The 18,846-nt window shown below is 64.9% G+C and carries 15 protein-coding genes; 7 read left to right on the top strand and 8 right to left on the bottom strand.

What is annotated here, in order from left to right:
- The first annotated feature begins 4 nt into the window (after positions 1 to 4).
- The 4 genes from GGR40_RS12965 to GGR40_RS12980 all read left to right on the top strand — a co-directional run bounded on the left by GGR40_RS12965 (position 5) and on the right by GGR40_RS12980 (position 6,618).
- Positions 5 to 844: a ThuA domain-containing protein gene (locus tag GGR40_RS12965; RefSeq protein ID WP_429276658.1), complete on the top strand. Its 840-nt coding sequence runs from the start codon at positions 5 to 7 to the stop codon at positions 842 to 844.
- A gap of 170 nt (positions 845 to 1,014) precedes the next feature.
- A complete protein-coding gene (locus tag GGR40_RS12970; protein ID WP_429276659.1) occupies positions 1,015 to 3,522 on the top strand; it encodes a TonB-dependent receptor in 2,508 nt (835 codons plus the stop codon).
- Positions 3,523 to 3,556: 34 nt separating this feature from the next.
- Complete coding sequence (locus tag GGR40_RS12975; RefSeq protein ID WP_429276660.1) at positions 3,557 to 5,239, top strand: AMP-binding protein; 1,683 nt, start codon at positions 3,557 to 3,559, stop codon at positions 5,237 to 5,239.
- Positions 5,236 to 6,618: an MFS transporter gene (locus tag GGR40_RS12980; RefSeq protein ID WP_429276661.1), complete on the top strand. Its 1,383-nt coding sequence runs from the start codon at positions 5,236 to 5,238 to the stop codon at positions 6,616 to 6,618. The genes GGR40_RS12975 and GGR40_RS12980 overlap by 4 nt, the downstream gene beginning before the upstream one ends.
- Here the strand turns inward: GGR40_RS12980 and GGR40_RS12985 are convergent, their stop codons facing one another.
- Positions 6,619 to 7,341, bottom strand: coding sequence for a TetR/AcrR family transcriptional regulator (locus tag GGR40_RS12985; RefSeq protein WP_429276662.1), 723 nt, complete (start codon positions 7,339 to 7,341; stop codon positions 6,619 to 6,621). It abuts the gene before it with no gap.
- A gap of 102 nt (positions 7,342 to 7,443) precedes the next feature.
- On the opposite strand from GGR40_RS12985, the gene GGR40_RS12990 reads away from it, so the two are divergent.
- The gene (locus GGR40_RS12990) at positions 7,444 to 8,184 is read left to right on the top strand and encodes an SDR family NAD(P)-dependent oxidoreductase (RefSeq protein WP_429276663.1); all 741 of its coding nucleotides are present in this window, start codon (positions 7,444 to 7,446) and stop codon (positions 8,182 to 8,184) included.
- 70 nt (positions 8,185 to 8,254) lie between these two features.
- Here the strand turns inward: GGR40_RS12990 and GGR40_RS12995 are convergent, their stop codons facing one another.
- From GGR40_RS12995 to GGR40_RS13025, 7 genes are all read right to left on the bottom strand, one after another.
- The gene (locus tag GGR40_RS12995; RefSeq protein WP_429276664.1) at positions 8,255 to 9,418 is read right to left on the bottom strand and encodes an acyl-CoA dehydrogenase family protein; all 1,164 of its coding nucleotides are present in this window, start codon (positions 9,416 to 9,418) and stop codon (positions 8,255 to 8,257) included.
- Between the two features lie 13 nt (positions 9,419 to 9,431).
- Positions 9,432 to 10,874 (bottom strand): dihydrolipoamide acetyltransferase family protein, encoded by a 1,443-nt coding sequence (locus tag GGR40_RS13000; RefSeq protein WP_429276665.1) that lies wholly within the window; start codon positions 10,872 to 10,874, stop codon positions 9,432 to 9,434.
- A gap of 11 nt (positions 10,875 to 10,885) precedes the next feature.
- Positions 10,886 to 11,896: an alpha-ketoacid dehydrogenase subunit beta gene (locus GGR40_RS13005; protein ID WP_056768917.1), complete on the bottom strand. Its 1,011-nt coding sequence runs from the start codon at positions 11,894 to 11,896 to the stop codon at positions 10,886 to 10,888.
- A 10-nt stretch (positions 11,897 to 11,906) separates the two neighbouring features.
- Positions 11,907 to 12,881, bottom strand: a complete 975-nt coding sequence (locus GGR40_RS13010) for a thiamine pyrophosphate-dependent dehydrogenase E1 component subunit alpha (RefSeq protein ID WP_429276666.1) — start codon at positions 12,879 to 12,881, stop codon at positions 11,907 to 11,909.
- Positions 12,882 to 13,014: 133 nt separating this feature from the next.
- Positions 13,015 to 14,379, bottom strand: coding sequence for an aromatic ring-hydroxylating oxygenase subunit alpha (locus tag GGR40_RS13015; RefSeq protein ID WP_429276667.1), 1,365 nt, complete (start codon positions 14,377 to 14,379; stop codon positions 13,015 to 13,017).
- Positions 14,379 to 15,140, bottom strand: a complete 762-nt coding sequence (locus tag GGR40_RS13020; protein ID WP_429276668.1) for an SDR family NAD(P)-dependent oxidoreductase — start codon at positions 15,138 to 15,140, stop codon at positions 14,379 to 14,381. Before GGR40_RS13020 ends, GGR40_RS13015 begins: the two co-directional genes overlap by 1 nt.
- A gap of 128 nt (positions 15,141 to 15,268) precedes the next feature.
- Positions 15,269 to 16,903: a class I adenylate-forming enzyme family protein gene (locus GGR40_RS13025; protein ID WP_429276669.1), complete on the bottom strand. Its 1,635-nt coding sequence runs from the start codon at positions 16,901 to 16,903 to the stop codon at positions 15,269 to 15,271.
- A gap of 227 nt (positions 16,904 to 17,130) precedes the next feature.
- Here GGR40_RS13025 and GGR40_RS13030 point away from each other — a divergent pair, with 227 nt between their 5' ends.
- Together GGR40_RS13030 and GGR40_RS13035 are read left to right on the top strand one after the other, a co-directional pair.
- Complete coding sequence (locus GGR40_RS13030) at positions 17,131 to 17,811, top strand: TetR/AcrR family transcriptional regulator (protein WP_429276670.1); 681 nt, start codon at positions 17,131 to 17,133, stop codon at positions 17,809 to 17,811.
- Between the two features lie 105 nt (positions 17,812 to 17,916).
- Entirely contained in the window at positions 17,917 to 18,837 is a 921-nt protein-coding gene (locus GGR40_RS13035; protein ID WP_429276671.1) for an SDR family oxidoreductase, read from the top strand.
- Positions 18,838 to 18,846: the final 9 nt, after the last annotated feature.

An 18,846-nucleotide genomic window follows, 5' to 3' on the forward strand; every position in this document is an offset into this window, starting at 1 on the left:
CCGCATGACCCGCAAGGAAGATCGCATCGAACTTTTCGTGGTCGTCAAAGGCCACGCCTTTGCGCGCGATGCCCTGGAGGCGATGCTGCGCGCTGTCGACTGCGAACCCACGATGGTGGACCAGCCCGCCGCCGCCGTGCTGCTGAACCCCGAACAGATGGCGCGCTACGACGCAATCCTGTTCCACGACATGCCGGGACTGGATTTCCGCGCACCCATCGCCGAACGCCCCGCCTTCATGGAGCCGCCGGCGTACTTCACGCGAGGGTTCGAGGCATTGATGAAGCAGGGCAAGGGCATGGTCATGCTGCACCATGCCATCGCTGGCTGGCCCGCGTGGCCGCCTTATGCCGAGGCGATCGGCGGGCAATTCCTCTATCGCGATGCGCTTGTCGACGGGCAGGCGCGTGCAGACTCAGGATACGTGGGCGACTTCGCCTATACCGCGAAAGTTGCCGACGAAGACCATCCGGTAACGGCAGGCCTTCCGGAGAATTTCGGCCTTGTGGACGAGCTGTATCTGCAACAGGTGTTCGACGATCCAGCCTTTACCCCCCTGCTGCGCGTGGCAGAGGACGTGCCGCTCGACCTGTTCCAATCCGCTCGCCGGGCGGTGCGCCGTCTTGCCGATGGCGAGGGCGATCCTTGGTCGCCGACGCGGTTCAACCCGCTGCTGGCATGGGCGAAGCCCGCAGGCAACAGCCCACTCGTTTACATCCAGCCCGGCGACAGCGCCGAGACTTTCAGCAATCCGCATTATCGCCGTCTGGTCGGCAACGCCGTGCAGTGGGTAGCCAGCGCAGAGGCCGGCGCATGGGTCCGTACCACCACAAGAGCCGGCTGAATGCGGCGCACTTCCTCCCGCTTCGACTATTTTCGCCATCTATTAAAAAGGCAGTTGCCTTAATTTAGCCGAGTGATAGGGTCTGACTCGCCACATAAAGCGTGAAAAACGCAGCGGCTCGAACCACGCAAAAATGCGCAAGGCGACAAGCCTGGTCGAGGGGAACCTGAATGCTGATCGATACCCGGAATCCGAATTCCATGCGCGTCCTGCTGCTTGCGGGAAGCGCCCTCGCTACGTTTGCTTCGCCCGGCGCGACGGCTTTTGCGCAAGGAACAGAGCCGCCGCAACCCCAGGAAGAGGCAGCTCCCGCCACTGTCGGAGACATCGTCGTCACCGCGCGTCGCCGCGCCGAATCAGCGCAGGACGTGCCGGTCGCGGTCACAGTCATATCGGGGCAGGAGATCGCCCGTCGCGATCTCACCAGCCTTGAGCGAATTGCCGCAGCGACGCCGCAGCTGGTCATAGGCCGCAATGTTTCAGGTTCAGGCGCACAGCTTACTTTGCGCGGCATCGGATCGAATTCGCTGTCGATCGGCGTGGAACAGTCCGTCGCGGTAATCGTGGACGGGGTTTACTACGGTCAGGGCCGAACCATCAACGAGGGCTTCTTCGACCTCGCCTCGATGGAGATCCTGAAAGGGCCGCAGTCGCTGTTCTTCGGCAAGAACGCCACTGCCGGAGTCATTTCGATCACCACCGCCAACCCGACCGACCATCTGACGGCACAGGTCCGCACCGGGTACGAGTTCAACGCCAAGAAGATCTACGGCGAAGGTTTCATTTCCGGCCCGATCGGCGACACGGCGGGTTTCCGCGTGGCCGTGCGGGGGTCCAAGGACTATGGCGCCCTTTTCGTCAACCGGGCCGGCCCCATAACCTACAACACCCGCGACACGCCGACCGCCACTACTGTCGCGCCCAACACGCCGCACGTCGCGCCGCCCAGCCAGTCGGGCCCGCGCGAACGCGACATCCTGGTGCGCGGCACGCTGCGATGGGAGCCTACGGACGACCTCACCGCCACGATCAAGGCCAACTACGGCTGGAACAAGACATATGGCGGCGCGTGGAACTACAACGTCTTCGCCTGCGACGGCGGTACCAGCACGACTACGCCCGGCGTCGCCTGCACGCCCGGTTTCTACAACCGCATGAACGACATTCCCAAGGATATCGCCGATCAGACGGCACTGGTGAAGGACCACAACTTCAACGACTACCGTTCCTGGGGCGTAACCGGGAATCTTGAATACCAGCTGGGCGACCTGGCGATCACGTCGGTCACCAACTACAACTTCAATCGCAATCACTGGACGGCCGACATCGATTATCAATCGTCGCCCACCGTCAACATCTGGGGCGGCGAAATCAGCCGGTGGAAGGCATTTTCGGAAGAACTGCGCGTGCTGTCGCAGTTCGACGGGCCGATCAACTTCCTTGTCGGCGGTTACTACCAGACCACCAAGCGCACGTTCGATCAGGTGGTCATCAATGCCAATGCCGAGAACAGCGCCGCACCGGAAGGCTACCGTTACGTCCAGTACGCCAAGAACTCCACCACCGATGGCGAGACGCTGTCCGCCTATGGACAGCTGATCTGGAAGGTCGTGCCCAGCGTCGAAGTCACCGGCGGCGTTCGCTACATCCACGAGACGAAGGACAGCACGTTCTTCCAGCCTTATGCCAATCCGCGCTTTGCGGGCATCAACTATGACGTCACCCGGCGCCTCGTGGCGGATCAGACCTTCACCAACTGGTCACCGGAAGCGACGATCGCCTGGAAGGTAACGCCCGACATCAACGTCTATGGCGCATACAAGACGGCCTACAAGTCGGGCGGATTTTCCAACAGTTCCATCCTGACGCCGCTGACTGCACCCGATTTCTTCACGTTCGATCCTGAAAAGGCCCGCGGATTCGAAGGCGGTGTGAAGACGATGCTGATGAACCGGCAGCTGCGGCTCAACCTCAGCGTCTACAGCTACAAGTACACCGATCTTCAGGTGACGTACCTGGACTCGGCGGCGCTAAGCTACAATTCCGTCAATGCCGGCTCGGCCCGGACGCGCGGCGTCGAACTGGACTTCGAATACATGCCGCATGCGCTGACCGGCTTCTCGCTCAACGGGTCGGTCAATTACAACAAGGCGAACTACGGCAATGGCATTGCGCCGTGTTATGGTGGCCAATCGCTGGCGAACGGCTGCGTTCCGGGCCTGCTGGTGCCGCCGGTTGCCGCCACGCCGACCACGCCGGCGCGGGCAGGCACTCCGGGCCAGAACCTTGACGGTACGCCTACTTTCGCCGCCCCGCGCTGGACCGCGACGCTGGGCGTGAAGTACGACACCGACGTGGCCGACGGCCTGACCGCCGGGTTCGGCATCGATAGCCGCTACAGCTCGAGCTACCTGACGTCGGCTTTTGGTTCGCCGCTGTCGCGCCAGGGTTCGTACATCAACCTCGACGCGCAGATCCACATTCGCACCGCGGACGAGCGGTGGGAACTGGCGCTGCTTGGCAAGAACCTGACCAACCGCTTCGTGGTCACCGGGGTGACCGACGCATCCGGGTCCGGCCTCGGCACCGGCACCAACGTCAATCGCATCGCCGATCAGGCGGGCTTTGGAGCCATGCCGCGCACGGTTGCGCTCCAGCTGACCTGGAAGATGCCGTGATCCGCGCCTGACGCGCCCCCATCTGGAGAGACCCTTGCCCGATACCCTTCCTCTCGATCTTCCCTGCGTGACGCTGCCCCACCTCATGACGGTCGGCGGCACGCTGGCGAACGCCGCCGTCCGCTTCCCCGACCGACCGGCTCTGGTCTACGATGGCCGGGAGGCAACCTGGCGCGAACTGCTGGCGCAAGTGGTCGAGCGCGCGCGCGGGCTGATCGGGCTGGGAGTTCGGGCAGGCGACCATGTCGGCATCCTGGCGCCCAACTGCTGGGATTACGTGGTGCTCTACCACGCGATCGAGATGGTGGGCGGTTGCGCGGTGCTGCTGAACGCCCGCTATCGGCCTGACGATCTTGCCTATGTCATCCCGAAATCGCAGATCCGCTTCCTCTTCGTGGGCGGTCATGCCTGGCGATTCTGCGATTATCGGCCGATGCTGACAGAAGTGTTTCCTGAACTGGCGACATGGTCGGGCGGAGACTTCCGGCTTGCCGCCGCGCCGGCCCTTCGCATGATCGTGGAACTGGGCGACGACCGCGCGGCGATCTGGCCCGGCGTAGAGGTGCTTGAGCGCGCAGCGCAGGGCGTGTCGGCGGATGCCGTGATGGACCGCGCCGCGGCGGTGAAGCCGGAGGACGTCGGCCTCATCATCTTCAGTTCGGGCACCACGTCGCGGCCCAAGGCCTGCATGCTGACGCACGTTTCGCTGTGCCGGATGGGGCTGGCGATGGCTGGCAGTTTCCGCCTGACCGAGCAGGACCGGGTGTGGGACCCCCTGCCCCTGTTCCATATGTCGACGATCCTGCCGATGGCAGGCTGCCGCGCAACGGGCGCGTGCTTCATCGGCATGGGGCATTTCTCCGCTGACGCGGCGATGGACCTGCTGATCGCGCGGCGCCCGACGGTACACTACGCCGGGTTCCCGACGATCATCTCCGCGCTGGTGACGCATCCGGCGTTCGACAGGTACGACCAGTCCGACCTGCGTATCAACCACGTCGTCGGGCCGGTGGATCTCATGCGCCGCTATGGCACGCTGTTTCCCGGCGCGAAGTACGTCAACAGCTATGGCCTGACCGAAGCGACGGGGGTGCCGTGCTACAGCAACATCGACGATCCCGACGACGTGCTGTTCGAGACGTCCGGCCCGATCTGCGAAGGCATGGAAGTAGGCATTTTCGCCGAAGACGACGCGAAGGTGCCTGACGGCACGCCCGGAGAGATCCGGGTGCGCGGCTTTGGCGTCTTTGCGGGCTACTTCGACGATGACGCGGCTACCGCCGCCGCCGTCGATGCGGACGGCTGGCTGCACACCGGGGATCTGGGCCGGATCGGCGCAATGGGCCGCGTGGTCTACGAAGGCCGGCTGAAGGACATGCTCAAAATCGGGGGCGAGAACGTGGCGGCGGTGGAACTGGAGAGCTTTCTGGCCACGCATCCCGCGATCCGCATGGCGCAGGTCGTCGGCGTCCCGGATGATCGCCTGATGGAAGTCGCCGCCGCCTTCATCGAACTGAATCCCGGCGAGACGCTGAGCGAGGAGGACGTGGCGCGCCACTGCGCCGGGCGTATCGCCAGCTACAAGTTACCGCGCTATGTGCGCTTCGTGGAAAGCTGGCCGATGAGCGCCACCAAAGTCCAGAAGTTCGAGCTGCTGCGCGGGTTCAGGCCCGACCGCAAGATAGACCCTGCCCGTGTCACCGGCGCGGGGACATGACGGCGATGGCCCCGGTCGGCCCGGCGGAGCGGGATGACACCCCCCTACCCGAAGCGTCCGACGACGCTGCCGAGCGCGGCGGATCGCTGGCGGGATGGTACCTGATCCTTGTCCTGACCCTGGCCTACACCGTCAGCTTCATCGACCGGCAGGTGCTGAACCTGCTGGTCGGACCGATCAAGGCCGAGTTCGGGCTGAATGACACCCAGCTAAGCCTGCTGCAGGGCGTGGCCTTCACCTCCGCCTATGTGATCATGAGCCCGCTGTTCGGCCGCATTGCCGACGTCGGCAGCCGCAAGGGCGTGCTGATGTTCGGGATCGTGCTGTGGAGCATCGGCACCAGCTGCTGCGGCCTTGCGCGCAGTTACTGGCAGCTTTTCCTTGCCCGGTTCGGCGTCGGCGGGGCAGAGGCCTGCCTGACCCCGGCGGCCTGGTCCATCATCGCCGACGCCTTCCCGCCGCGCATGATCCCGCGCGCCTTCAGTGTCTACATGATGGGACCGTATCTGGGCGGCGGCTTGGCGCTGATCTTCGGGGGTCTATTGCTGCGCGGGGCGGAAAGCTGGGACTTGTCCGCCATACCGCTGCTTGGCGCAATGAAGCCGTGGCAGCTTGTGTTCTTTCTGGCGGGCGTGCCGGGGCTGGCCATCGCGGTGATGATGCTGTTCGTCAAGGAGCCCGTGCGCCGCAGCGCCGCCGGGGCCTCATCCGGGCAGGCGCCCAAGATGACCGGCGAGGAAATCCGCGCCACCTTCCGCCGCTGGCGCGGGTTCTACGGCAACTTCTACACCGGGATGCCGCTGTTCATCGTGACGCTCTATGCCTTTCCCGCCTGGATGCCGACAGTGCTGATCCGCAAGTTCGGAGTTCCCGCCGCCCAGGTCGGCGTGGAATATGGCATCGCAGTGCTCGTCACCGGGTCTCTGGGTGTGCTTGTCAGCCCCTGGGTGGCGCGCCTTGCCGAGCGTTTAGGGCGGCGCGACAGCCTGATGCTGGTGCCGCTGATAGCCTGTGCGGCGATGGTGCCGCTGAGCCTGGCGCTGATGGCCGCCACGACCTACCGCAGCGCCTTCGTCATCGCCACCGCCGCCAGTCTCGTCTACAGCCTGCCGCAGGCACTGTCGTCATCTGCGCTGCAACTGGTGACGCCGAACCGGATGCGGGGCATCGCGTCCTCCATCTACGTCTTCGTCGTCAGCATCGCCGGGCTGGCGCTGGCACCCACTGCCGTTGCGCTGATCACGAACCATGTCTTCAATGACGAAGGCCGGGTGGGAGATTCGCTGGCGATCACATGCGCCGTGGCCGCAGCGGCAGGTGCGGTGTTCCTCTTCCGCGCCCTGCCCGCCTACCGGCGGATGCTGGACGCGGAAACGTGATCAGGCCGCCGGCCCGATCAGGTCGCTGAACAGCGGCGCGCTGCGATGATTATACGGCGCCGTCAGCGCAACGGTCATCTGCACCAGCGTATCGTCCACCAGCGCATCAAGTCCAATGCCCTGGTCGAAGTTGGGAAACCCGCTATCCCGTCGCATCAGCATGTTGAGAAACATCAGCTTGCACAGCCCTACGCGCAGCCGCAGTTCGACCGGCGGCACATAGCTCACCCGCTCGACGATCAGGCGGCGCACCCGGCGCAGGGCGGGCACCGGCACTTCCGGGTCGTCGTAAGGGTGCCGGATGCCCTCGGCCCGCGACCGGGTGAGGTACTGCGCCAGGAATGCGGAATAGGGATGGCGGCCGTTCTCGTCGCTGATCGTCAGGTGAGGCAGGCACATGATTTCCAGCAGGGTGCGTGCATCGCCCAGCAGTCCGGCTTCCTCGGCCCGGTCCAGCATGGCGCTGCGCAGGGGCTCGAACATGTTCGTGCGGTAGTCGAAGATCGCGTAGACCAGCGCTTCCTTGGTGCCGAAGTGGTACTGGACGGCGGTGTTGTTGCCCTGTTCCGCCGCCACCGCGATTTCGCGCAAGGCGACACCGTCGATGCCACGATCCGCAAACAGCTTCTCGGCGGCCTCGATGATCTTCGTGCGCGTCGCGATCGACGTGACGTGCCGCCGTTTGCCCCGCGCCGGGCCAGTCTCGGATGTGATGTCGTGCATGCATTGACCTTCCTGTTCCGCCCGCGCGCCTTACGCAAGATGTTAAGTTCGCCTGTCCGGCGATCCTTTCGACGCTAACCGCATAATCCAGGGAGAACGACTATGACTGATGCCAAGGTTGCCGTTGTGACCGGCGCTGCGCAAGGGATCGGCCTTGCCCTTGCCCGGCGTCTTGCCGAAACCGGCTACCGGGTGGCGCTGCTGGACGTGAACGCCGAAGCGGTGGAGGAGCTTGCGCGCGACCTGCCCGGCAGCATCGCCGTCCGGTGCGACGTGGCAGACCGGGACAGCGTGGAATCCTGTGCCGACCGAATCGCGAACGAGTGGGGCCACGTCGATATCCTGATCAACAATGCCGGCATAAGCCCCAGCCATGGTGGCCGTTCGTTGCCGGTGGAGGAAACCGAGGTCGAGGAATGGCATCGCGTGATCGCGGTCAACCTGACCGGCACTTTCCTGATGTGCCGCAGCCTGCTGCCGATCATGAAGCCGCGCAGCTGGGGGCGTATCGTCAACTTCTCCTCGCAGGGCGGTCGCACACGGTCGCGCCTCTCAGGCGCGCACTACGGAGCGACCAAGGCAGGCGTCATTGGCTTTACCCGCGTGCTGGCGGGGCAGGTGGGCGCGCACGGCATTACCGCCAACTGCATCGCGCCGGGCCGCATCGTCACCCCGCAAAGCGAAAGCTTCGGCGACAAGTCGACTTACGTGGACGACATTCCAGCAGGCCGCCTTGGCCAGACCGATGATATCGTGGCGGGCGTGGAGTACCTCATATCCGACCGCGCCTCGTTCGTGACGGGCACGGTACTGGACGTGAACGGCGGCTTCTACATGCCCTGAGAAGCCGACGACCCGGCCCGCACGTCGAAAAACGCGCGGGCCGGGCCTCCCCCTCATGGCTCTTCGAACCTTATCGCCGCTGGTCGAACCGGCGGCCCAGCATGGCGCCTGCGATGTTCACCTTCTGGATGTCGATCGCACCCCCGGCGATGCCCCAGCCCCAGCTGTCACGCAGGCGGCGCTCCATCGGAAACTCCTTGGAATAGCCGTACGCGCCCATCAGCTGCATGGCATCGCCCGTCACTTCGCGTGCGATGGTGTTGGCAAAGCACTTGCCCGTGGAGCTATGCAGCACTGACGGAAGGCCATCCTCGGCCAGAGACGCCGCGCGCCAGATCAGCAGGCGGGCTGCTTCGATCTTCATCTGCATCTCGGCCAGCTTGATCTGCACCGCCTGGAACTCGACGATGGGCTTGCCGAACTGTTTGCGTTCCTGGACATAGACGCTGACGTCCTCCAGCGCGCCGGATGCCTGCGCCAGTGACATGGTGGCATTGCCGCAGCGTTCGAGGTCGAAGGCCTCCATCAGCTTCTTGAAGCCGCCGCCCGCGTGGACGATGATGTTGTCCAGCGGCACTTCGCAGTCGTCGAAGTTGATGTCCGAAGAGGGGACGCCGCGAAAGCCCATCAGCTGCTCATTGGGCCCGAACGAGATGCCCGGCGCATCCTTTTCCACCAGCACAGCGCCGATACCCTTGGCACCGGGTTCGTCAGACAGGCGGCAGTAGACGACATAGGCATCCGAATGCCCCCCACCCGAGCACCAGCGCTTGGTGCCGTTGATGATCAGTTTGTCGCCCTTCGCCACGCCGCGGGTCTTGAGATCGGTCAGCGCGCTGCCCGCGTCCGGTTCGGACATGGAGACGGCAACCACCATGTCCCCCGCGCAGACGGCGGGCACGACGCGCTTCTTCAGCGTGTCGGACGCGAAGTGCTCGATCGCGCGGACCGGGCCGACAGAGCTTTCGAAGATCGGAAACCCGACTGCCGAGGAGATCTTGCCGAACTCCTCCAGCACAATCAGCGCCTCGATGTTGCCAAGGCCAAGACCGCCGAGGTCGCTCGACACGTTGATGCCCAGAAAGCCCAGTTCAGCGTAGCGCTTCACCAGTTCGCGGCTGGGCGGCTTGTTGTCGCGCTCCAGTTCGGCGGCGATCGCGGGCAGTTCGGCGCGCGCAAATTCACGGGCGGCTTCCTGCAACTGGCGCTGGTCTTCGGTCAGCTTGAAATTCATCGCTTTGGGTCTTTCAGAGCAGGTGCGGGTTTTCGATGAGGTTGGCGAGCGCGGCCATGAAGCGGCCGCCGTCAGCCCCGTCGATGGCGCGGTGATCGCACGATAGCGAAAGGTGGAGGACCGGCACGATGCGGATCGCGCCGTCGTCGTCGATGGGTTCGGGACGGGCGGTGCCGACGGCCAGGATCGCGCCCTGCGGCGGGTTGATGATGGCGTCGAACTGTTCAACCCCGAAGCCGCCGAGGTTCGAGAGCGAGAAGCTGCCGCCGGTGAATTCCTCCGGTTTCAGCTTGCCGCTGCGCGCGCGCTGGGCAAGGCTCTTCATGGTCGCGCCGATCTCGGCCACGGTCATGTCGTCGGCGGCAAAGACGATGGGGGTGACAAGGCCCTTCTCGGTCGCCACCGCCACCGCGATGTCGGCGGCGCCGAAGCGGTGGATCTCGTTCCCGTGGACCTGCACGTTGACGGCCGGAACTTCCATCAGCGCAAGAGCGGCGGCCCTGACGATGAAGTCGTTGACGCTGGGCCTGTCTGGGCCAAGCGATGCACGCAGGGCCAGCAGGCGGTCCGCACGAACGCGGCGACGCACGTAGAAGTGCGGGATCTGCTGCTTCGCCTCAGTCAGCCGCCGCGCGATGGTGCGGCGCATGGAGGACATGGGCAGGACATCGACGTTATCCCCCGACGGGCGCGGGGAGGATGCGGGTGCGGTCGCTGGGGTGGCTGCTGCGGCGGGCGCAGGCACCTCAACAGGGGCGCTCTGCTGCACGATGGCGAGGACGTCGTCGCGGCGCACCTTGCCCCTCGCGCCGGTGCCCTTGACGGTGGCAAGGTCCAGCCCGTGCAGCGCGCCAAGGCGGCGTGCGACAGGGGTGGACAGCACCGCGCTGTCCGGCGTGGCCGCGAAGACGCCCACGAGTTGCGGGTTGACTGCGGGGCGGGCCGCCTGATGCACGTCCTGCGCGAAGATCCGCCCCCCCCGACCCGAGCCGGACACGGTGCCAAGATCGACCCCCAGCCTCTGCGCCTCAGCAAGCGCGGCAGGGCTGATGGAAAGCCCTTCAGGCACCGGCGGAGCGGACACTGCCGCGGCGGCAGCAGGCTCCGGCGTAGGCTTATGCGGAGGCGCGTCCTCACCTTCGGGACCGAAGCCGCTCTCGGACGGCCGAAATGCCGCGATTACCGCGTCGATGTCCGCCGCGCTGGCCTCACCGCCGTCGCTCAGCACCGCCAGCAACGCCCCGACCGGGTAGGTCTGCCCTGCTTCGGCCAGGATGCGCACGAAGCGCCCGTCCTTTTCAGCCTCGATCTCATTGGTGATCTTGTCGGTTTCCACCAGCGTCAGGACGGTGCCGCGCTCGAACGGGGCGTTTTCCGCCACCATCCAGTCGGCGATGGTGCCTTCGGCCATCTCGATGCCCCACTTGGGCATCGTGAAGGGAGTGAGTTTGGTCATGCCCCCTCCCCTCAGCGGAAGGCGAGGACGCGGCGCACCGCATCCTCGATCTTCTGGGGTGAAGGCACCCACGCACGTTCCAGGTTGCGGGCGAAGGGGATCGGGCTGTGCGGCGCGGTCACCATCGCGGGCGGCGCTTTGAGGCTGGTGAAGGCGCGCTCCGTCACCATCGCGGCGATGTCCGCTGCCAGGCTGCAACGCGGCGGGCTTTCGTCCACCACGACCAGTCGCCCGGTCTGCTCCACCGATTCCAGGATCGCGTCCTCGTCCAGCGGGCTGGTGGTGCGCAGGTCCAGCAGGTCCATGCCGATGCCGTCTGCCGCCAGCTTGTCCGCCGCCTTCTCCGAAAAGCTGACCATGCGCCCGCAGGCGACCACGGTGACGTCGCCGCCCTCTCGCACCACCCGCGCCTCGCCGAAGCGCTGACGATGGTCGCCGTCAGGCACTTCGCCTTTCACGCCGTAAAGCGTCTTGTGTTCGAAGAACATCACCGGATCGTCGCCGCGCAAGGCTTCAGTGAGAAGGCCCTTGGCGTCCGCCGGGGTCGTCGGCAGCACGACCTTGAGGCCGGGCATCGCCGTCAGCATGGCATAGACCGACTGGCTGTGCTGCGCCGCCGTCTGCATCCCAGCGCCATAGACCAGCCGCACCACGGCGGGGCACTTCGTCTTGCCGCCGAACATGTAGCGGAATTTCGCCATCTGGTTCCAGATCTGATCGAGGCTGACACCCACGAAATCCGCGAACATCAGTTCGGCCACCGGGCGCTTGCCTGAAAGCGCCGCGCCAGCGGCCGCGCCGATGATGGCGCTTTCGCTGATGGGCGTGTCGATCACGCGTTCGGGCCCGAACTTCTTCCACAGGCCCGGACTGGTGCCCCAGATGCCGCCGATCGCTTCGGGGCCGCCCGCCGTGCCATTGCCGCCCACCACGTCCTCGCCCAGCAGGATGATGTCGGAATCGCGTTCCATTTCCGCATGCAGCGTCGAGACGATCGCCTCGCGGATGTTCATGATGGCCATCTGCGGTTCCTCAGTAATATTCGACGTAGACGTCATCGGCGACGGTGGCGGGATCGGGCTGCTCGTCGGCGCGCGCTTCGGCCACGGCTTCCTCGATCAGGGCAAGCACTTCGGCATCGACGGCATTGAGGTCCGCCTCCGTCAGCAGCGCGGCGCCGGTCACGCGAGCGCGGAAGGCCTTCAGGCAGTCCCGCTCGGCGCGGATGCGGTCGAGTTCGCCCTTGCCGCGATAGCGCTGCGGATCGCCTTCGAAATGACCGTAGTAGCGCTCTGTATCCAGCTCGATCGCAGCCGGGCCGTTGCCGGCGCGGACATATTCGAGCAGTTCGGAAAACGCCGCATAGGTATCAAAGAAGTCGCAGCCGTTGGCGCGCCATGCCTTCATCCCGAAACCTTCGGCGCGGCTGGCGATGTCGTTGCTGGTGCCGACCGCATAGGCATCGCCGGTGTGTTCGGAGTAGTGGTTGTTTTCGAAGACGAAGATCGCCGGAACCTTGGTGACGACGGCAAGGTTCATTGCTTCGAAGGTCGTGCCCTGATTGCAGGCGCCGTCGCCGGAAAACGTGATGCCGACGCGGCCCTTGCCGTCGATACGCGCAGCGATCGCGGCGCCCACCGCCTGCGGCGCACCGCCGCCGACGATGCCGTTGGCGCCCAGCATCCCGACGTCGAGGTCGGCGATGTGCATCGATCCCGCACGGCCTTTGCAAAGCCCGCCCGCGCGGCCGTAGATTTCCTTCATCATCCCTTTCACGTCGCAGCCCTTGGCAATGCAGTGGCCATGGCCGCGATGGGTGGAGACGATCTTGTCGTCGGCGGTCAGCTGGTCGCAGATGCCCACGGCAACCGCTTCCTGCCCGGCATAGAGGTGCGTGAAGCCGCCGATCTCGCCGGTCTTGATTTCTTCGTGCAGGCGCTCCTCGAACGCGCGGATGGTCTTCATCCGGCGATAGGCACCCAGCAGTTCGTCGCGGTTCAGTTGCAAGGCCGCTGCTCCCGTGTGTTGGTCTTTGTCGGCGCCCCGGACCTGAGCCGGGACCGGTGGCTGTCGCTAGACGCGCCCTGCCGAGGGTCGGGTGACTCTCGGTCTGCGGTCCGGGCGAGAAATGACGTTCGTGTCACAAGTCATCCGGCCCCTTCCCGTCCTGGTAGATGTAGTCGTCCAGCACCTTGTGGAAGTGGCGGATGCGCAGTTCCTGGTCGCCGATCCACAGGCCGGGAAAGAAGTCTGACTGCATGCCCGTCTGCACCGTGGGCAGGTTGAAGGCATCCTGATCGAGCACCTGTCCGATGGTCTTGTCGCCATGCGCGAAGCGCTGGTGGCGCACCCGTTCGGGCCATTCCTCACCCTCAGGCACCAGCTCGAACATCCAGATATCGTAGTACATCCGGTTCGGGTCGGTGGCGTGGGGGCGCTGGCGGAACAGCATGACGTCGTCGGCATGGACGTTCACCGATACGTTCGGGAAGATCGTGTAGTGATAATCGTCCGTCAGCTGCTCGTCATTCAGCTCGGAATAGTCCTTGCCCTGCGAGGGGCCATGTTCGCGCTTGAACAGCTGCACGTCGCGGCGAATGTCGGAGACGCGGCCTTCGTACTCGGCGGGGTCCATCCCTGCCTTCACCATGATCTCGTGGATCGCAGGCGGGATCTGGCTGGGCATGGCGACGCGCGGAGAGATCGCCGCGAACGGGATCAGGTAACGGTTGTGCTTGCCGTAGCAGTCGATCTGGACGTTGACGTCATCGAGATACCATTTCAGCTGCGGGTGGATGCCCTGAACGTGATACGTCTCGCTGAAGGCGTCGACAGAGGTCTTCCAGTTGCAGTCCCACTCCACGGTGATGTCGCGCTTCCACGCCATGCGTTCGGGGTGATAGGGCTCCAGATGCTGCTTGAGCGGGTCGATGAAGTCATCGAACGGTTCGACGTCCGAATTCAGCGAAAACCAGACGAAGCTGTTCCACTCCACGACCGGCAGCGTCGTCAGCTTCATCGCTTCCGGGCCGCCCTGATGGAAGGTGCAAAGGTCGGGGATGTGGTTGAGCTGGCCATCCAGGCCATAAGTCCAGTGGTGGTACATGCACTGGAACTTCTCGGCATTGCCGCGCCCTTCGGGGCGCAGGCGGTTGCCGCGATGGAGGCACACGTTCGGAAAGGCGCGGACGGAGCCGTCCGCCTGGCGCACGATCAGCACCGATTCCTTGCCGATGTCGGTGCAGATGTAATCGCCCGGCTCCTTGAGGTCGTCGGACCGGCCACCCAGCAGCCAAACCTTTGTCCAGACGCGCTCCCATTCCAGCTTCATGAAATCGGGCGAGAAATAGCGCGCGGCGGGGATGATGGCGGTACCCAGTTCCGGGTCCGGCGCGCGCTCCACCGGGGTGCCGTTGCCGGTGGACTCGGGATCGACGCGGAACACGTCGACTACGCGCCTGACGTCCATCGCCGCCCGGTCCCAGCCCATCACATGCGGTTTCATCAGAACTGCGTCCTGTTGGTGAAGCCCCCGTCGACCACGAGGTGCGAACCGTTGCACCAGCTTGCCGCATCGCTGGCGAGGAATGCGATGGCCTTGGCGACTTCTTCCGGCCTGCCAAGGCGGCCCATCGGCTGCTGGCGAAGCTGCGAATTGTAGAACTTCTCCATCGTGCCCTTGATCATGTCCCAGTTGCCGCCCTCGAACTCGATCGGGCCGGGGGAGACGACATTCACGCGGATGTTGTTCTTGCCGTGCCACAGGGCCAGCTGCTTGCCCCAGGTGATGAGGCTGGCCTTCATCGCGTTGTAGGGCTGCGGACCGCCCATCGCTTCGGCGACGGAGGTGGTGCCGATCAGCACGATGGAGCCGCGCTTCTGCTCGGTCATCGTCTCCAGCACGCCTTCCACGGCCCGGACTACGCCCATGACGTCGGTCTCAAAGGCGTTGTACCAGTATTTCTCGCTGCCCATGCCGCCGCCCGCAGACAGGAACGGAATAAGGATATCGACCCCGTCCAGTTCCTGCGTCGCCCAGTCGAGCCAGGCGCGGTATTCTTCAGGCTGCTTCACGTTCACCGGCTTGCCGACGACTTTGGTACCGTACTTCGAAAGTTCGGCCACAGCGTCCTTCACGCTGTCTTCGCTGCGCGCGGTCAGGGCGATGTCGCACCCTTCACGCGCCAGCACTTCGGCCACCGAATAGCCGATGCCGCGCGCCGCGCCGACGAGGATTGCCTTCTTGCCCGACAGTCCCAGATCCATAGCGCCTCTTCCCTTGTCCTGTGGCGCCGTCGGCGGTTTTCGCAGGTGACGGCGCTGAATGTCTTGCTGCAATCCTGCGTCATCCCCGATGGCGATGCAACAAAAAAGACAAGCACGACTGCTTTTTATTACGCCGTTTGCAGCTCTGCGATCAGCTGTTCGCGCAGGCGAAACTTCTGGATCTTGGAGGTGGACATGGGCCAGTCCGCCACGAAACGGACGTGACGCGGGATCTTGAAGCTGGCGATCCGTCCGCGGCAATGCTCGATCAGTTCCGCCTCGGTTGCGCTCTCGCCCTCGGCCAGTTCGACGAAGGCGGCAGGGACTTCGGCATAGCGATCGTCCGGCAGGCCGACCACCTGCGCCAGCTTCACCGCCGGATGAGTCTGAAGCATGGCCTCGATCTCCGCCGCCGCCACGTTCTCGCCGCCGACCTTGAGCATGTCCTTGGTCCGGCCATGGAACATGACGTTCCCGTCCGCGTCGATGGAACCGATGTCGCCCGAATAGAACCAGCCATCGCGGATGGCCTGCGCGGTCTTCTCGGGCGCGTTGTAATAGCCCTTGAGGATGTTGGGGCCGCCCAGCACGATCTCACCCCGCTCACCGGGGCCGCAGTCCAGCCCGCTTTCGGGATCGACGATCCGCACGTTCCACTCGTCCAGCGGCACACCGCAGCGGCCCGTGCGTACCTCGTAATTGTCCGAAAGTCGGCTTGTGGACACCGTGCCAGCGGCTTCTGTCAGGCCGAACGTGCCGACCTGAATCGTATGCGGCATCGCTTCGGCGACCGCCAGCTTGATCCATTCGGGCTGCACCGCGAAGTTGGAGTTCATCACCCTCAGCTTCGACAGGTCGGTGTCCTTGAAGGTCGGGTGCGTGATGAGATCCTGCATGATCGTGACGAAGCTGGGATAGGCGATCGTCGCCCCTTCGCGGCCCAGCATCTCCAGCCCCACCCCGGCATCGAAGCGCGGGATGGTCATGTATGCGCCGCCAAGGTCCAGGATCATCGTCATCGGCAGGATACCGGCGATGTGGAAGATCGGCAGCGGCGACCAGACCTTGTCGGCCTGCGTGCATTCGTAGCGAATGCCAAGGTTGCGGCTGTTCGCCACTTGCGCCCGGTGGCTGATCATCGCCCCCTTGGGGTTGGCGGTGGTGCCCGAGGTATAGAGGATCATCGCGGTATCCTGCGGGGCAACCGCATCGATGCGCGCGTCGATCTCCGTCTCGGGTGTCGCTTTCCCGGCTGCCAATGCGGCACTTGCGGGCACCAGATAGGGTGCGCAGCGCTCGTCCAAGCATACGATGGAGCGCAGGCGCGGCGATTCCGGCAGATCGAGCGCCCACGGATCCTGCGCGGACGACAGCGACGGCAGTGCCGCTTCCAGCCGCGCGGTGAAGTCCAGCCCGTCGGCCACCTTGCCGATCGTAACGATAGCGACCAGATCCGCGTCCGCCGCCACGAAGCCGAGTTCGCTGGCCTGATACCGGGCGTTGACGGGCACCGCGACCGCGCCGGTCATGGTGATGCCGTAGAACGCGGTTATGAAATCTGCACACGTGGGGAGCAGCAGGCCTACGTTGTCGCCCGGCCCCACCCCCATCGCCACCAGTGCCCTGGCCCAGTCGCGCGCGGCGCGGTTGAGCTGGTCGTAACTCAGCCGCCGGTCCGGCAGCACAATCGCGTCGCGCTGCGCGAAAGCTGCGGCGGAGGACCTTATCATCTCGCCCATAGTCAGGATCGGCTCTGCGCCCATGCCCGCTCTCCCATGTCCTGTAGTCTATCACGCCGGGCATGGATAGCACCCGGTCTTGTGAACCTGTGTGTGGCGCAGCTTATCAAGCGGTTCGAGAATTACAATCAGTCATGTCTGTTTTGTTTAATGCCGGTGCAGCGGGCGCGCGCACTTGCCTATCAGGTGGCCACAGGCGTAAGCGGGCACGCATAGCGGACACTCGCGACATTATTTCCCAGGCGAATCACATGGCCCTTTCGCGTACCCGATCGACCCGCACTGCCAAGCCTGCGGCCACGCCCGCCACCCGCCCCGGCGGCACCACCCTGCAGGCCGCCAAGGCCGCACAGACGCGCGGGCGGCTGATCGATGCGACGGTGCGCTGCATCGTCAAGCACGGCTATGCCAACACGACGACGCCGCGCGTGGCCGAGGAGGCCGGCTTGTCGCGCGGGGCGATGATGCACCACTTCGAGAACGGCGCCGCGCTGATCAAGGCGACGATCATCGAACTGCACGAAAAGCGTCTGCGCGCCTTCCGCCGCGCCGCCGAAAAGCCGGAAGAGCATGACGTCGACACGCTGGTGGAAACATACTGGGCGCAAGTGCAGAAGCCCGCGTTCATCGCTTTTCACGAGCTTGCTGTCGCCGCCCGAACCGACCGCGAACTGGGCGCAATCCTGTTCCCCTTGCAGGAGGAGTTCCGCGAACGCTTCAACGCGCAGGCAGAAGCGCTCTTCCCCGAATGGCGCGATGCTCCTGCCGAGTTCGACATGGCGATGAACCTGTCGCAAACGATCCTGGAAGGCATGGCGATCGCCGTCCAGACCGGCGCCATGGACAAGGCCAAAGTGCCGATGATGCTGGTTCATCTGGAAAACCAGATTCGCGCGCTGATGCAGCACACGAGCGGCTCCGGCTCCGTCTAAAAACAATCTTGTTTGTCTTTTTGTCCTGCCGGCGCTACCGTGGTGGTCGGCAGAGGGAAAAGCCGCGTCGATGCGCCCCCTGCCCCGATTCGCAAGGAGAGAGATTTGGACGCGCCCAGAACCTTCACCGCCAAGGTGTTTCGCCCTGAAGACGACGGGCCGGACAGACCGGCGCGGGGGCTGGATGAAAACCTGCTGCGCGAACAGTCCACCATCTATCGTGACGACCTGCTGGCCGGTCAGACCGTTCTGATCACCGGTGCTGGGAGCGGCATGGGCAAGGCTGCGGCCTATCTTGCAGCAAGGCTGGGCGCGCAGGTCGCCATCTGCGGGCGCGATCCCGACAAGCTTCAGGGCACCGTTGACTTCATCCGCGACGCCGTCGGCAGTACGGTGCTGGCCGTTCCCACCAACATCCGCGACCCCGAAGCGGTGGAAGCGCTGATCGGGCGGGTTCACGATCACTTCGGCGGCATCGATACGCTGGTCAACAATGCCGGCGGCCAGTTTCCGCAGGACGCCATCGACTTCACCCGCAAGGGGTGGCTGGCGGTAATTGACACCAACCTCAACGGCACCTGGTGGATGATGCAGGAAGCGGCCAAGCGCTGGCGCGCCGATGGCAAGCCGGGCAACATCGTCAACATCGTCGCCAACGTGGAGCGCGGCATGCCTCAGGCGGCGCATACCTGCGCGGCGCGGGCGGGCGTGATCTACCTGTCGAAGACGCTGGCGACGGAATGGGCGCCCTGGAACATCCGCGTCAACTGCATCGGGCCCGGTGTGATCGAGACCGAGGGGTTCCGCATGTACCCCGAAGAAGCACTGGCCCGCTTCCACAAGGCGAACCCGATGAAGCAGCGCGGCAACGCCTGGGACGTGGCCGAGGCTATCGCCTATCTGGCGTCCCCGGCGGCCCGGTTCATCAATGGCGACCTGATGATCCTGGACGGCGGGCAGGCGCAGTGGGGCGTCATCTGGCCGGCGGGCATGCCGGAATACTTCAGCGAGGATGGCGCCGCCTGAGCGCGGTAA

It is taken from the genome of Novosphingobium gossypii (assembly GCF_050433305.1).
GTDB classification, from domain to species: Bacteria; Pseudomonadota; Alphaproteobacteria; order Sphingomonadales; family Sphingomonadaceae; genus Novosphingobium; species Novosphingobium gossypii.